This is a genomic window from Marinomonas lutimaris, assembly GCF_019426345.1.
Taxonomy (GTDB): Bacteria; Pseudomonadota; Gammaproteobacteria; order Pseudomonadales; family Marinomonadaceae; genus Marinomonas; species Marinomonas lutimaris.
Genome location: NZ_JAHLLW010000003.1, coordinates 185,254 through 199,811, shown reverse-complemented (window position 1 = coordinate 199,811; position 14,558 = coordinate 185,254). Strand labels below are relative to the sequence as shown.

The following is a 14,558-nucleotide window of genomic DNA, read 5'->3' as shown; positions in this document are numbered from 1 at the left end:
ATCATGTTCTAAAAAATTGTTATTAATAAGGAAAGGAAATGTTAAGGAATATAAATATAAGGTCACGCTTGCTGATGGCTTTTTCTATCATTATATTTTTGCTTATATGCCTTGGTGGCGTGGCTATGTCAGCGATGAAAGATATCCGAGCAAATTCAGAGATGATTGAAACGAATATCTTGCCAGCAATTGCTAGCCTAGGTGATGTTAACAGTAACTTGATGAGGGTAAGGATTTTCACCCTAAGGTTATTGAGCACGACAAGTGAAGACGCTAAAAAAGAAACTCTGGCCGCTCTGGAGCGTATAAAGAAAGACGTATCTGTGGCTCGTGCTGAGTATGAAAAAACAATTTATTCGGATAGTGAAAAGCGATTATTTGAGCAGTTCACTAAACAAGAGAGTAATTATTATAGGTTGCAAACTCAAGTTGCTGCATTAGCTATGAAAGGAGAACAATCAAGCATTGATAAGTTGGTACCAGGCATGAACAATGCAGCAGATGACATGGTGCGTTTACTGAGAGAGCTTGTTACAGCCAACCAAGAAGGCGCTAAGGAAGCCAGTGCGGATTCTGTAGAGCAATACGATACTAGTTTTAGTTTGATTATTATCATAATAGTCGCAGCCACATCGATAGCCATAGGTATTGCGATGGTGTTATCTAAGAGTATTAATTCGCCGTTGCAGAATGCTGTTGCCTCAGCAGAAATCATTGCTAGCGGCGACTTGACTCAAGTCATGAGTGTAGAGGGCGATGATGAATTAACTCGTTTAACGAATTCTTTGAAGGCAATGCAGAAGAATCTACGAGAAGCCATTATTCACATTGGCGATTCATCAAGCCAGCTAGCGTCAGCAGCAGAAGAATTAAATACAGTTACGGAAAGTTCATCTAATGGATTGATGTTACAAAACAATGAAATTCAGCAAGCTGCAGCGGCCATTACTCAAATGAGTTCTGCGGTAGATGAAGTTGCTCGAACAGCTCAGCAAACGTCTGAAGAGTCTGCTGAATCTGCTAAATTAGCAGCCGAAGGTAAAGCCCGAGTCGGCGAAACGACAGCCGTTATCCTAGATATGAATAAAGAAATGACGACCAGCACTCGAGTGATTAATCAGTTGGCGGAACAAGTTGCTTCGATTGGCCAGATCCTAGACGTGATTCGTGCGGTTGCAGAGCAGACAAACTTGTTAGCTCTAAACGCAGCTATTGAAGCGGCGCGTGCTGGTGAAGCGGGTCGAGGTTTTGCGGTAGTGGCTGATGAAGTGAGAAGCCTTGCACATCGAACTCAAGAATCTACTGGCGAAATTGAAACCATGGTGCGTCAGGTTCAGCTTTCTGCCAATGAAGCGGTTTCGTCAATGGAAAGTAGCAGTGAAAAAACCAATCAAGCTCAAACAGTTGCCGCTGAAGCTTCGAAGGCGTTGGAGCAAATTACCGCCCGTATTATTGCGATTAGTGACAGTAACCATATAATTGCGAGTGCAGCAGAGGAACAGTCTAATGTTGCGAAAGAAATTGATGGCAATATTACGACCATTAGTGATTTGGCTGCGCAAACGGTAGTTGGTGCCAACCAAACTAGCGCAAGCACAGCCGAATTGACTCGACTGGCAATTGAATTAAATGAATTAGTAATTAAATTTAAGGTGTAGCCGTTTGGTTGCATTAGTCTCTAGTTTTTAAGCTCTTTATCGATCTAGTTTGGTAGTTTTGTTTTTCATCAATATCTTCCAAGCTAGATCGCATGTATATTGTTTTCTTCGCTGTTTGCTTTTCTCGTTAGTGCAAAGTTCTAAACACCACAACCTTCTCGTCTTGGTAATTCGTCGTTATTTATGAATATCGCTCTTAAAAACATTGCTGAATCTGATGTGACTTGCTCTAACTGCCAAGCTTGTTGTTGTCGTATGGAAGTCATGATCATTAGTGATACTGGTGTGCCAGACAAGCATGTATCGGTAGATGAGTGGGGCGGAGAAACCATGCTTAGATTAGATGATGGTTGGTGCTCTGCGGTCGATAGAAATACTTTCCTTTGTACTATATACGAAAACCGTCCTTGGATTTGTCGTGAGTTCGAAATGGGGTCTGATGAATGCCGAGAAGAATTTAATGTCATCAAGTAGAGGCGAATCATAGTCACAAGGAGTTTTTATGCACGCAACGCAGTTAGGATTTAATCCAGAATACGCAGAAGAAGCGCCAAGTCTTGATGAGCTAAATAGCCTGAAAGGTGCGGCTGTTTTAGAGTTCGGTACGCCCTGGTGTGGTCACTGTCAGGCTTCCCGTGATGCGGTTGAAGAAGTCATGATGTCATATTCTGAGCTGGCTCACATTAAGGTATTTGATGGAAAAGGAAAACGCTTAGGGCGGCAGTTTGGCGTAAAATTGTGGCCTACTTTGATCTTATTGAAAGATGGGCAAGAAGTTGCTCGTGCTGTGCGTTTTACATCTGTTGATGATGTTCGCGAATTGCTGGGCTCTGCTATTTAAGCTTGAAAATTAAACGGCTTACTTAGACTGTTATGTCTATCAGTCGACCAATGGTTTTATCAGACGAATCGATTACTCTGGCATTGGCTTGAGCTTCTAATACACTGCTTTTGGCTTCGATTAAACCATCTTGAATAGGTGAGCCGTAAAGGCCTTTGTTTTTAGAAGAAGGCTGGCTCAAGGTTTGAGTCGATGCATCGGCTACTTTTTGGCTTGCTTGACCTAGCTTGTCTTGGCTACGCTGTAGGCCTTGTTGGCCATAGAGAAATGACGAGTTATTTATTTGCATGGTCGCGCCTTTATTTCAAATTATCTGTTGAGTCTAGCACAATAGAGAGTTTATTTTTTAAGCAATGATTGTTTTTTTATGTTGCAAATTGAAAGCTGTGCTAAATGGGAAGAGCCCTATGAAACGTTTTATCAAAAAAATCGTTGTTTCTGGTTTGTCTGTGCTTTTTATATCTCCTGTGATGGCTTTGAATTCACTTGATACTGCAAATAAAGCACTTTTTTATCAGGCAATAAATGAGAGCTCGATTCAGTCGAACGACGAGAGAATGGACATTTTAAGTCGTACCTTACTTGGTTCTGCGTATGTCGGTGGAAGTGTGGGGGAAGGCGAACAAGGGCAATATGATAAGGACCCTCTTACGCGTTTTGATGTGTTTGATTGCACTACCTATGTTGAAACCGTATTGGCTGGCGTTATGTCATCCACTTCCAACGATTTTGAAGCCAACCTAATGCGTTTACGTTACAAAGATGCTCAAGTGTCTTTTGTGACACGTAATCATTTTCCTAGTTTAGATTGGTTTCATAATAATCAAGCCATTCTGCAGGATATAACTCCAGATGTTGCTAATGGTGGTGCTCGTGTGGCATCGACGATTATCGACAAAGCCGCTTGGTATCAGCATATTAGCAGTGATGTGATCCATTGTGATGCGGAATCCTCTGATAATTGTCGAGCGCTATTGAATCAACTACATGCTGAGGGTAAGAGGTTTGTGCCTGAGGCTGCTTATATTCCTTATGTTCCACTCACTGAGTTATTTCTTGATAGCGATAGGCATATTAACCAAGCTTTGTTGGATCGAATCCCTTCCGGCAGCGTAATTACTATGGTTCGTCCTGATTGGCCATTAAAACAGTATATTGGTACGAATATGAATGTCTCGCACCAAGGGCTTGCTATTCGTAAGAATGGCACGCTGTTTCTTCGACATGCCAGTTTAACTCATAAAAAAGTCGTGGATGAAAGCTTCACTGAATACTTTTCGCACTACCCTGAAACCTCGTCTTTAAAAGGTTTTAACGTTCAAATATTGCGCCGCTAGGGCGCTATTTAAAAGGTATTGGTTAGGGATAAGCTATGAGCTATTTTTTTCGGCTGCGCTGTTTGAAGTTTGTGCTGAAATGTTGCAAATGCAGTTCCAGCGCGTCACAAGAAATAGTGATTTCTCGCACGGATAAATACAGAGAATACATTAGGCAGACAAGGCTAGCGCCAAAAATGTAGCTGCCAACTTGTTGATATTCAAGATAGATCGCCATCATAGACAATACGCAAAGAAAAAAACTGATAACACCAGCTTCTTGCATGCGTCGTATCAGATAAATCCGCTTACGTAAGTTGGCGATTTGTTCTGTGATATTTGCGTCTTCTAGTTTTGGATCAAAGTTACGGATAATCGAGGCCAGTGTTACAAATCGATTGGTGTACGCCAGTAGCAATAGTGAAACCGCAGGGAACAGCATGGCAGGTGTGGTTAGGGTGATAATCATGATCGACCTTTTGAAACCTTGTGAGTTAATGGATGTTTTTAAGACCGTTTTATCGCTGTATTCTACGTCTACATAAAGGTTTTTAGTATTGTCTCTTACCCTTCTGAAAGTATAAAAAATAAGCGTTGTATCGTCTCAACTTCCTTCTATAATGCGCTTATATTTATATATTTTGCACTAGGAATAGAATATTCCAGCCCGCGTTTGAGTTAGCCTTTTCGGAAAAGAGAGAAAGAAATGAGTGATATGTTTAGTATTGGCTTATTGATTATTGCCAGTGCATTGTTTGCTATGTCTGAAATAGGTATGGCCGCCGCAAGAAAGATCAAATTACGTGTACTTGCGGATGAGGGCAATGATAAAGCTCAAGCCGTTTTGACGTTGCAGCAAAAGCCTGGTGCTTTTTTTGCCATGATTCAAATTGTTCTCAATGCAATTGCTATTTTAGGTGGTATTGTTGGTGAACAAGCCCTTACTCCTTACATTAAACAAGTGGTGAACTTGCTCTATTCTGGTCCCTTATTGGATCAAGTCAGCTTTGTCTTTTCTTTTCTTTGCTTAACATCGCTTTTTATATTATTTGCAGACCTATTGCCTAAGCGTTTGGCAATGATTATGCCTGAAGCCGTAGCAATTCGAATGGTTACACCTATGCTTTGGGTGACTTTCTTATTAACCCCCGTGGTTTTTTTGTTTAACGGTTTAACTAATATTGTTTTACGTTTGTTCAATGTGCCTATTGAGCGCCAAGAGGTGGTGACCACAGAAGACATTGTTGCCATGATGGACGCTGGTGCTGAAGATGGCAGTTTACAGAGTCAAGAATATCAGCTCATTGGCAATGTGTTTGAATTAGAAACGCGAAATATCTCTAGTACCATGACACCTCGTGATCAGATTATCTATTTTGATATTGATGACAGTAGTGAAGAAATTAGCCAGAAGATTATCGATCATCCGCATAATGACTTTTTGGTCTGCAATGGCAGCTTGGATAAAATCGAAGGCATTATTGAATCGAAAGAAATATTACGTTTGGTACTAAAAGGCGAACCTGCGCAAATCAAGCCGGAAAAGGTCGATAAAGAAGTATTTTATCTACCAGAAACCTTAACACTTTCTGAAGCGCTTAATGCTTTCCGCGTGGCGCCACAAGCTTTTGCTGTCATTGTAAATGAATACGCTACTATCGTAGGCATTGTGACAGTGAAAGACTTGTTAGGTGGCTTTATGGGCGGCTTACTAACTCCTCACGATGAAGAGCAAATTGTACAGCGTGATCCGAATTCTTGGTTGATTGAAGGGTTAACGCCGATTAATGACGTGATGCGCAGTTTGAATATAGAAGAGTTTCCTGACCGAACTCAGTATGAAACACTCGGTGGATTTATTACTTACAGCTTAAAACGCTTGCCCAAGCGTACAGATTTTTTTGTCTATGAAGGCTACAAGTTTGAAGTACTGGATTTGGAAGGCGTGAGAGTCGAGCAGTTATTGGTCACGCGGTTGAAATAAGCGTATTTCAAGTTTTTAACGCTTTTAAAAGGACATAGCTATCATGCAATTAGTCGTGGGAACCTTATCAACTTGGTCGCTTCGCGCATTTATGTGCGCACAGATTGCTGGTATTAAATTAGACCTTATTCCTATTAATTTAGAAAAACAGGGCTATAAAGCCGAGGTATTGAAATACTCATCTACAGGTTTGGTGCCAGCGCTGCTGGTAGATGGTTTTGTTGTGCATGATTCCTTAGCAATTGCTGAATACTTTAACGAATGCTCTGATGGCGCTTTGTACCCAAAGAATCAATCAGAAAGAGCACAGGCCAGAAGTCTTTGTATGGAGATGCATTCTGGCTTTATGAATTTACGCAGCCAGTGTCCGTTTACTTTTAATCAAGTAGCTCCGCTAGAACATTTAACGGATGCGGTGAAAAAAGAAGTTGAGCGTGTTGAAGCTATTTTTGCGCAGGCAAAAGGGCCTTTTATGTTTGATCAAGCCGGAGCTGTGGATGCTTTTTATGCAGTTCTTGCCTTCCGCTTGAAAGCTTATGGTATTAGTTTTAGTGGCCAGGCTGGTGAATACCAGCAGCACCTGTTGAAATGGTCTTTGTTTGAAAAGGTTATGACACTTTCTCGTTCATGGTCTTGATAAAGAGCAAGCTCCTTTAAATATTCATATTGCGTTATTTTTAGTGCACAAACGTGTTTTTGGCTTCATATAAGAACCATACGTCAAGAAACTAAAGGATAGTTCGAGCAATGGGGAAAGAGACTTTCTTTAGGTGTTGCTGACGTATACTTGCTGTTTTCGGTGCTAGCATGATGTTTCCAAAATCATGAAAGATAAGGAAAACCAAGATGGCTCGTTTAATTAAAAAATTAATGAAGGTACAGGTATTTAACCGCCACGCTGAAGTACTAGCTGATATTGAGACCGGAAGTAATTTAGACATGGATGAATGGAAGGGCTGGGATGCTTGGGTAGATGTTAAAAAGTAGTCTGTATCTTTGTATATTATTTAAACTCGATATAAATTCTGAATAGATAAATCGGAGCTACTATGAGTCGATTTTAAAAGGGTAGGAAGCGTATGAAATAGAGCTTTTCTACCCTTTTTTATTTCTATTTTTTGTTCTTTTGCTAATTGTTCTATACGTCTACTGAGTTGCTAATAATACCTTAATCTACCTTAGATTTTCTTTGCATATTTTCTAAAAACTACTATATAAACACCTCGCTCTTTAAAGATCGGCTATAAAAAAAGGAAAGAAGGGACGTTTTTCCTAGTGTATTTGACCATTATAAATTAACCACGTAGTGTAAATAGTGAAGTGTGGATGGCGCTTTCTTGTTTTATCACTTGTGTTTGTTGACTCTTTTTTAATAATTAGATTCTAAAAAACAAGAAAATACCTTACCTTCACGAGCATTTTAAAGTTAGTTTTATTTCTGAAAGGAGAATTAAGAATGGCTACCGGAACGAAAAGTACAACTCAATCTAAAGCTCATGAAAAAGTAGATAGCGTTGCTGAAGCGGCTCATAAAGGAGTAGATGGTGCTGCTGAAATGAAAGAGCATAGTCAAGAACGCATCGAAGAAGTGGCTCATCAAATCAGTGAGCAAGCACATAAAATCGCCGATACTGCGAAAAACCAATCTGAAAAAATATCTTCAGCAGTTGGTGAGTATGCTAAAGAACATCCTGTTAAAACCATTGGTATTGCGTTCTTAGCAGGTGCGCTAGCTGCTAGTTTTTTATGTAAACGTAAATAAGCATGGAAACTGTATAGATGGAAACACCGCAGCACTCTGATTCACCGCAAGAGAAATCTGACTTGGATGATGTGATTGATACTCATAAAAGTTGGTTAAAGAGTGTATTGGGGCTTGGAGCATTAGAAGCGAAGTTATGGGTGACGTCTAGTGCCCAGCTCCTTGCCTTAATGTGTGGTGTGATCTTTCTCTTGCTTACTACTTGGTTATTAATTATCGCCAGCAGTGCTGCGATTGCATGGAGCTACGGATTTTCTCTTGCTGGTATTTTGTTAACCGCTACGTTAGTGACCTTTTTAAGCTCTATCGTATTGCTTTATTTTGTGAAACGAACATTGAAAAGCATGGATTTTATCCGTACTTTGGATGCCATTATTCCAACGGATGAGGATTAGGATATGTTTGGTCTTAAACAAATGCACCAAAAGCGAGAGCGCCTTTATTTGCGTACTCAGGTTTTGGAAAAACGTGCCAAACTGTCACGTGATAACGCTGTTGATAATATTCTAGACAAAGCGACTAGCCCGACAGGGTTAATTGCAAGCTTTGTATTAGGTGCAAGCACACAACTTGATATCACAAGGAAGGTTAGAAAAAACTTGCTTAATGGCGCTAGTCGAGATGTCTTAAGCTTTTTGATGACGCAAGTATCTGTTTATATGGCAAACAGCACTGCACAAGCAAGCACTTCATCTGAGAATATGACTTCTGAAAGTGAAGATAGAACGCCTTCTAGCGAAGAAGACACGTCCTCCTCAGCAACACCTTTTGTTGCACCGAAAGATAGCTGTATTTAAAAGATAGTATTAAGAATCATGCACTGTGATTGAGCGCTATGAGTTTGTTCTATAAATAATCTTTGCTAATACACCGACTTGTTCAAAAAAACGACACTTAACCCTCGACTTTAGTGCCTTAAGACTCTATATTCGCCCATCTTTGTGTTTGTCTTTTGACCCTGATTTTGTGGTCTGTATAAACGTTTTTCATTTCTCTTTGTTTAGGGCTTTTTCCTTTGATCTCCACGGCTAATATCACCATGCAATTTGGCGCAACGCCATTGTTTGAAAACATCTCCGCAAAATTCGGTAACGGCAATCGCTATGGCTTAATTGGTGCGAACGGGTGTGGCAAGTCTACCTTCATGAAAATTTTGAGTGGGGCACTGACGCCAACATCTGGAAACGTATCTATTACTCCAGGTGAAAAAGTCGGTACCTTGAGTCAGGATCAGTTTGCTTTTGAAGAATATACTGTTGTTGACGCCGTTATTATGGGTGATGTGGCGCTTTGGAAAGTCAAACAAGAGCGTGATGCCATTTACTCTAAGCCAGAAATGAGCGAAGAAGATGGCATGCGAGCAGGTGAGCTAGAAGCGGAATTCGCTGAGATGGATGGCTATAGTGCGGAAAGCCGTGCAGGCGATATTCTGTTGGAAGCGGGTATAGCGGAAGAATTTCATTTTGGTTTGATGAGCCAAGTTGCACCGGGTTGGAAACTTCGTGTTTTATTAGCACAAGCCTTGTTTGCTAATCCTGATATTTTGCTATTGGACGAACCAACCAACAACTTGGATATCCATACCATTAACTGGTTGGCTGGTGTATTGAATCAACGTAAATGCACCATGATCATCATTTCCCATGACCGTCATTTTTTAAACTCTGTGTGTACTCACATGGCGGATATCGATTTTGGTGAATTGCGTATCTATCCTGGTAACTACGAATACTTCATGGAAGCATCGTCTTTGATTCGCGAACAATTATTAACAGAGAATGCGAAGAAAAGTGCGGAAATGGATGACCTTCAAGCGTTCGTGAATCGATTTTCTGCTAACGCATCGAAAGCTAAACAAGCGAGCTCTCGCGCTAAGAAATTAGAAAAGATTGAGCTATCAGAAGTTAAGCAATCTAGCCGAATGACGCCATCGCTGACCTTTAAGCAAGATAAGAAGCTTCATCGTCATGCTTTGATCTTAGAAGATCTTGGTCACGGCTATGATGAATTGCTGTTTTCTGGCGGCAATATGATTCTAGAAGCAGGCTCCCGTTTGGCTATTATCGGTGAAAACGGTGCTGGTAAAACGACATTCTTACGCTGTTTAATGAGCGAATTAGAAGCCAAGCAAGGTGAGATTAAATGGGCAGAAAATGCCGTGATTGGTTATTGCCCGCAAGACAGTACAGAAGACTTTGATTGCGATTTAACCTTGTTTGATTGGATGTCGAAATGGCGTACTGCGAAGCATGATGATCTTAAAGTTCGTGCTATGTTGGGGCGTTTGCTGTTTACCGCGGATGACTTCAATAAGAAAGTACGAGTGTGTTCTGGTGGTGAAAAAAACCGCTTATTGTTTGGTAAGTTGATGATGATGGACTTAAACGTCTTAGTTATGGATGAGCCAACGAACCACATGGACATGGAAGCCATCGAAGCATTAAACAATGCGTTGTTAGACTTTGACGGCACGCTGATTTTCGTAAGCCACGATAGGGCGTTTGTTTCTTCTTTGGCAAACCGAGTGATCGAAATTAAAGGTCAAAAGGTTATTGATTTCCAAGGTACATATGATGAGTACCTTGCTCACCAAGGTTAGCCTTGTTTAGGTATAGTATTTATTTAAAGCCGCTTACGGGTTGTCAGTAAGCGGCTTTTTTGCTTTATACTCAGGGCTATTTGGAATCAGAAAAGGGCGCTATTTTGGACTCAACAGCACTTAAAAAGTATCTGCTTTTGAAACCTGAAGCAGAAGAATATTACCCATTTGATGACCACACTGCTGTGTTTAAAGTACAAGGAAAGATGTTTGCCTTGTTGGTTAAGAAGCAAGGCCAGTTGTTACTTAATTTAAAATGCGCACCTGATCATGCCATTGAGCTACGTGATATTTTCCCTGAGGTTATTCCTGCTTATCACATGAACAAACGTCACTGGAACTCCGTCATTTTAGATGGTGATTTACCCATGGGCGAAATAGAAAGGCTGATTGACCATTCCTATGGTTTGGTTGTGAAAGGTTTAAAAAAATCCATCAGAGATGGCTTGGAAGTACGATATGGAAAACCAAGTTTATACGTAGGCTCTTATTCTTAAATGTAAAGCAGCCAATAAGTGATGACTTATCGGCTGTTTCTATTTCAATCTTAAAGTTTAAAAATTGACATTATTTCTTGAGTTTCTTTCGCTGTTTTAGCAAGTGATTCACTGGTTAGATTATTTTGTTGAACCAATTTGCCTGCCTGAGTAGATAGTTCCGATACTTTCTCATTGAGATGGTTAAGTCTTTGAACAGCGTCGCTTTGCATATTAACGCTTTGGATAACGGTGTTGCTTGCGCTATTTATACCATCTACTGATGTAGCGATAGCTTGCAGGTATTGTGTGGTGAGCGTTATTTCTTCAGTGGTTTTTTGTGATTGCTGATGGCTTGCAGTGATACGAGCTTCGGCTTCTTTTGCGCCGCTTTGAAGTTTGCTAATCATGTTTTGAATTTCATCCGTGGAGGCCTGAGTTCGGCTTGCTAGCCCTCTCACTTCGTCTGCTACTACAGCAAAACCTCGACCTTGTTCACCAGCGCGAGCGGCTTCAATGGCGGCATTAAGAGCCAAGAGGTTGGTTTGTTCTGCGATGGCGCTGATGACATCGAGTACCGACCCAATAGTTTGCGATTGTTCTGCTAATTGAACAACAGTACTTAGACCTGCTTCTAGTTCATAAGAAAGTTTTTCAAGAGATTCGACGGTTTGATTAATCGCATTTTGTCCTGTTTGAGTTTTTTCTACCGTGATTTGAGCTGACGCAAGAGTTGATTGAGTACTGTCGATAACCTCATTTTTAAAATCATCCACTTCTTTTATGGTTTCTGCCATTTGCAAAAACATGCCTTCACGCTGTTGTGTAATGGCTTGTGTTTTTCCAGCAACAGATTTTAGCTCCTGACTCTTATTTTCGACTTCTTGGTTAAGCAGAACAGCTTTACTAAGAGTGAGTGAAAGGCGCTCTACAAACGTATTGTAGTAAATGGCAATTTGGGTCAATTGATCTTTACCGGATTCAGGTAGGCGGGCTCTTAAGTCACCTTCACCATCTGCAATGTTATGCAAGGCGGATTGTATTTGCCCAATAGGTACAAGAATAGATCGTACTATCAAAAAGGAAATGAAGAGGGCGATTAGTATAATGACTGCACTAATTGAACCTAGTTTAGTGACCTCTTTATTATATTGTGTGTCCACATCATCTAAGTAAATACCTGAGCCAATGATCCATCCCCACGGTTTAAAGCCTTGGACATAAGATATTTTCTCTACAGGTGTGTTATTTCCAGGTTTTGGCCAAAGGTAATCCACAAAACCAGCTTCTTGTGCTTTAACCACTTTGACAAACTCTGAGAAGAGCTTTTTGCCATTGGGGTCTTCTAAGTTGGATAGGTCTTTGCCATCTAGAGAAGGGTTTACCGAGTGCATAACCATGGCTGCGTTGTAGTCATTAATCCAGAAATATTCAGACTTTGCATAGCGGGTATCTTTAACCATGTTCATTGCATAGCGCTGGGCATCAGCTTGGCTTAGCTCTCCAGATTGTTCAAGTTTGTAAAAGTAATTGAATACACCTGTAGCGGTTTCAACAACGTTTTTTGTTTGTGCGTATTTTTCATCTAGCAAGGATTGCTTGTTGACGGTTAGCGATAAATAAACAACAGAGATGAGCCCTAATGAAAAAAAGACTACTAAACCTGTTAGGCGTAAGCGAATTGGAATGTTGCGTAAGGTCTTAACCATAAATTCATCCTTTAATAGATATATTTTTTATTATGATGCTGCTCGTTTTTTTGTCTTTTATATGAGTCTTCCTGACACATGTTTTTTCATCTAAACACAATGTCGTTCTACTGTCATTTCTATGTAATGTTTTATCCGTAAATTCATTGATAGTTTCCTTTTGCAGGGGGAAGCAGCGTATTTGAAAAATAGACACTAAAACCAGTAGCCAGGATCGATTTATAAAGGGTAAGCCCCCGAAGTTCGAGTGCCTAGGCGACCAATTTTTTATAAATAATAGGGCAGTGTTATGAATATCAAGAACAACAGAAAACTAGGGTTTGATGAATTAGATGAGCTGGTACGACCAGCACCTGAAGTGGTAGAGTTCGAAGAAGTCGCTAATAAAATGGTCTCTCGCCGCGGCTTTTTAGGTGGCGGTGTGGCCGTTGGAGCTGGTGCTTTTGTTATGGGCTCGACGACATTGGCTGCGGGTAAAGCGCTAGCTGCTGAAACGGCAGAGTCTCGTCTTGCATTCAGCATGGTAAAAGCCAACTCGTTGGATACCGTGACTGTACCTGAAGGCTATAAATGGGAAGTGGTCGCTTCTTGGGGGGACCCATTATTCAGCAATGCTCCTGCTTTTGATGCGGCGACAGGTGGCACAGGCGCTTCTCAAGAGTTAGCATTTGGCGATCATAATGACGGCATGGCTTTCTTTTCTAAAGATGGCAAACAGATTATGGCCATCAACAATGAATACACCAATGAGAAAACGCTACACGCTAATCGCGCTGATGGTATGCCTGCAACAGCTGATGATGTCCGTAAGAACAAAGCAGCCCATGGCGTATCCATTATTGAGGTGGCGCAACGTGGTGGTAAATGGGGCATCGTCCAGGACTCTCCTTATAATCGCCGCATTACTGCTGATACTGCCATGGATATTACAGGCCCCGCACGTGGTCATAAATGGATGCAAACGTCAGAAGATCCTAAGGGGTTAGTAGCAAAAGGCACATGGAATAACTGTGGTAATGGACAAACACCATGGGGTACGTATTTGACGTGTGAAGAGAACTTTAATGGCTACTTCACGGCAAACGACAAAGATTACAAAATGCCTGAAGCATTCAAACGCTACGGTATGAGCACCGAAGGTCGCTACAACTGGGCTATGGCGGATGACCGTTTCAACCTAGTTAAAGAACCAAACGAGCCAAACCGCTTTGGTTATATTGTTGAGATCGATCCACTAGATCCAACTTCACGTCCCAAAAAGCGTACGGCACTTGGTCGTTTTAAACACGAAAACGCGGAATTGACTATCGCGGCGAATGGCCATGTTGTGGTTTATCTTGGTGATGATGAGCGTGGCGAATTCTTATATCGCTTCATTTCTAAGCATAAATATTTGGCAGGTGGCAATAATCGTGACTTGCTGGAAGAGGGAACTCTTTATGTTGCCAAATTCCATGACAACAATCGTGGTGAATGGGTCGCATTGACACCTAAAACTACAGGAATGACAGATGCAGAAATTTCGATTCATACTCGTATTGCGGCGTCTAAAGTGGGTGCTACTACGATGGATCGACCTGAATGGGTCGCAGCTCATCCTCACAAAGCGGAAGTGTATTGTTCATTGACTAACAATAAAAACCGTGGAGTTAAACCAAATGCGGGTGGTGATGCAACACCAGCAGGTGGCCCAAATCCTCGCGTGAAAAACAACTTTGGTCAGATCGTACGCTGGATGCCAATGGACTCGGACCATACTCATAATGAGTTCAAATGGGACTTGTTTGTGCTGGCAGGTAACCCAGCTGTGTATGACGATGCGAATGCGGGTTCTAAAAATATTAACCAAGACAATATGTTTAACTCGCCAGATGGTTTGAAGTTCGACTCTAAAGGCCTGTTATGGATTCAAACAGATGGCAATTATTCGAATGAAAAAGGTTTCCAAGGGCAAGGTAATAACCAGATGTTGGTTGCCGATCCTGAAACCGGTGAAATTCGTCGCTTCTTAGTCGGACCTAAAGAATCTGAAATAACAGGATCAGCCTGGAATGCAGAGCGTACGACCATGTTTATTGGTGTTCAGCACCCAGGAGAAGAAGGGAATTCTCATTGGCCAGATGGTGGTCAGTCTGTACCGCGTTCAAGTGTGATCGCAATTTCTCGTGAAGACGGTGCCGTTATAGGTTAAGCAAATTTTGTAGCACCTAGAA

16 protein-coding genes are annotated in these 14,558 nt (G+C 41.2%); 13 read left to right on the top strand and 3 right to left on the bottom strand.

Going from position 1 to position 14,558, the window contains the following annotated elements:
- Nucleotides 1-38: 38 nt before the first annotated feature.
- From KPL72_RS05980 to KPL72_RS05970, 3 genes are all read left to right on the top strand, one after another.
- Nucleotides 39-1,658 carry a methyl-accepting chemotaxis protein gene (locus KPL72_RS05980; protein ID WP_219702169.1) on the top strand — a complete coding sequence of 540 codons (1,620 nt, stop codon included), beginning with the start codon at nt 39-41 and terminating at the stop codon, nt 1,656-1,658.
- Between the two features lie 183 nt (nt 1,659-1,841).
- On the top strand, nt 1,842-2,132 hold the full coding sequence (locus tag KPL72_RS05975; protein ID WP_212916070.1) for a YkgJ family cysteine cluster protein: 291 nt from the start codon (nt 1,842-1,844) through the stop codon (nt 2,130-2,132).
- 28 nt (nt 2,133-2,160) lie between these two features.
- Entirely contained in the window at nt 2,161-2,499 is a 339-nt protein-coding gene (locus tag KPL72_RS05970) for a thioredoxin family protein (protein WP_212916069.1), read from the top strand.
- A gap of 22 nt (nt 2,500-2,521) precedes the next feature.
- Here KPL72_RS05970 and KPL72_RS05965 read toward each other — a convergent pair whose 3' ends face one another.
- The gene (locus KPL72_RS05965) at nt 2,522-2,788 is read right to left on the bottom strand and encodes a hypothetical protein (protein ID WP_219702168.1); all 267 of its coding nucleotides are present in this window, start codon (nt 2,786-2,788) and stop codon (nt 2,522-2,524) included.
- Nucleotides 2,789-2,906: 118 nt separating this feature from the next.
- Between KPL72_RS05965 and KPL72_RS05960 the strand changes: the two genes are divergently transcribed.
- Complete coding sequence (locus KPL72_RS05960) at nt 2,907-3,836, top strand: N-acetylmuramoyl-L-alanine amidase-like domain-containing protein (RefSeq protein ID WP_219702167.1); 930 nt, start codon at nt 2,907-2,909, stop codon at nt 3,834-3,836.
- 40 nt (nt 3,837-3,876) lie between these two features.
- Here KPL72_RS05960 and KPL72_RS05955 read toward each other — a convergent pair whose 3' ends face one another.
- A complete protein-coding gene (locus tag KPL72_RS05955) occupies nt 3,877-4,284 on the bottom strand; it encodes a DUF2721 domain-containing protein (protein WP_212916066.1) in 408 nt (135 codons plus the stop codon).
- 237 nt (nt 4,285-4,521) lie between these two features.
- Between KPL72_RS05955 and paeA the strand changes: the two genes are divergently transcribed.
- The 8 genes from paeA (at nt 4,522) to KPL72_RS05915 (ending at nt 10,657) form a co-directional block, all read left to right on the top strand.
- Nucleotides 4,522-5,799 (top strand): polyamine export protein PaeA, encoded by a 1,278-nt coding sequence (paeA, locus tag KPL72_RS05950; protein ID WP_219702166.1) that lies wholly within the window; start codon nt 4,522-4,524, stop codon nt 5,797-5,799.
- 43 nt (nt 5,800-5,842) lie between these two features.
- A complete protein-coding gene (locus tag KPL72_RS05945) occupies nt 5,843-6,436 on the top strand; it encodes a glutathione S-transferase (RefSeq protein ID WP_219702165.1) in 594 nt (197 codons plus the stop codon).
- 209 nt (nt 6,437-6,645) lie between these two features.
- A complete protein-coding gene (locus KPL72_RS05940) occupies nt 6,646-6,786 on the top strand; it encodes a hypothetical protein (protein WP_219702164.1) in 141 nt (46 codons plus the stop codon).
- A gap of 469 nt (nt 6,787-7,255) precedes the next feature.
- A complete protein-coding gene (locus tag KPL72_RS05935; protein WP_212916062.1) occupies nt 7,256-7,561 on the top strand; it encodes a DUF883 C-terminal domain-containing protein in 306 nt (101 codons plus the stop codon).
- A 17-nt stretch (nt 7,562-7,578) separates the two neighbouring features.
- Nucleotides 7,579-7,956 (top strand): hypothetical protein, encoded by a 378-nt coding sequence (locus tag KPL72_RS05930; protein ID WP_219702163.1) that lies wholly within the window; start codon nt 7,579-7,581, stop codon nt 7,954-7,956.
- 3 nt (nt 7,957-7,959) lie between these two features.
- Nucleotides 7,960-8,358: a hypothetical protein gene (locus KPL72_RS05925; protein ID WP_212916060.1), complete on the top strand. Its 399-nt coding sequence runs from the start codon at nt 7,960-7,962 to the stop codon at nt 8,356-8,358.
- A 218-nt stretch (nt 8,359-8,576) separates the two neighbouring features.
- Nucleotides 8,577-10,160 (top strand): ABC-F family ATPase, encoded by a 1,584-nt coding sequence (locus tag KPL72_RS05920; protein ID WP_212916059.1) that lies wholly within the window; start codon nt 8,577-8,579, stop codon nt 10,158-10,160.
- A 104-nt stretch (nt 10,161-10,264) separates the two neighbouring features.
- Entirely contained in the window at nt 10,265-10,657 is a 393-nt protein-coding gene (locus KPL72_RS05915) for an MmcQ/YjbR family DNA-binding protein (protein WP_100187149.1), read from the top strand.
- A gap of 50 nt (nt 10,658-10,707) precedes the next feature.
- On the opposite strand, the gene KPL72_RS05910 is transcribed toward KPL72_RS05915, so the two are convergent.
- Complete coding sequence (locus tag KPL72_RS05910) at nt 10,708-12,345, bottom strand: methyl-accepting chemotaxis protein (protein WP_219702162.1); 1,638 nt, start codon at nt 12,343-12,345, stop codon at nt 10,708-10,710.
- A 289-nt stretch (nt 12,346-12,634) separates the two neighbouring features.
- Here KPL72_RS05910 and KPL72_RS05905 point away from each other — a divergent pair, with 289 nt between their 5' ends.
- Nucleotides 12,635-14,536 (top strand): PhoX family protein, encoded by a 1,902-nt coding sequence (locus KPL72_RS05905; RefSeq protein ID WP_219702161.1) that lies wholly within the window; start codon nt 12,635-12,637, stop codon nt 14,534-14,536.
- Nucleotides 14,537-14,558 lie beyond the last annotated feature (22 nt).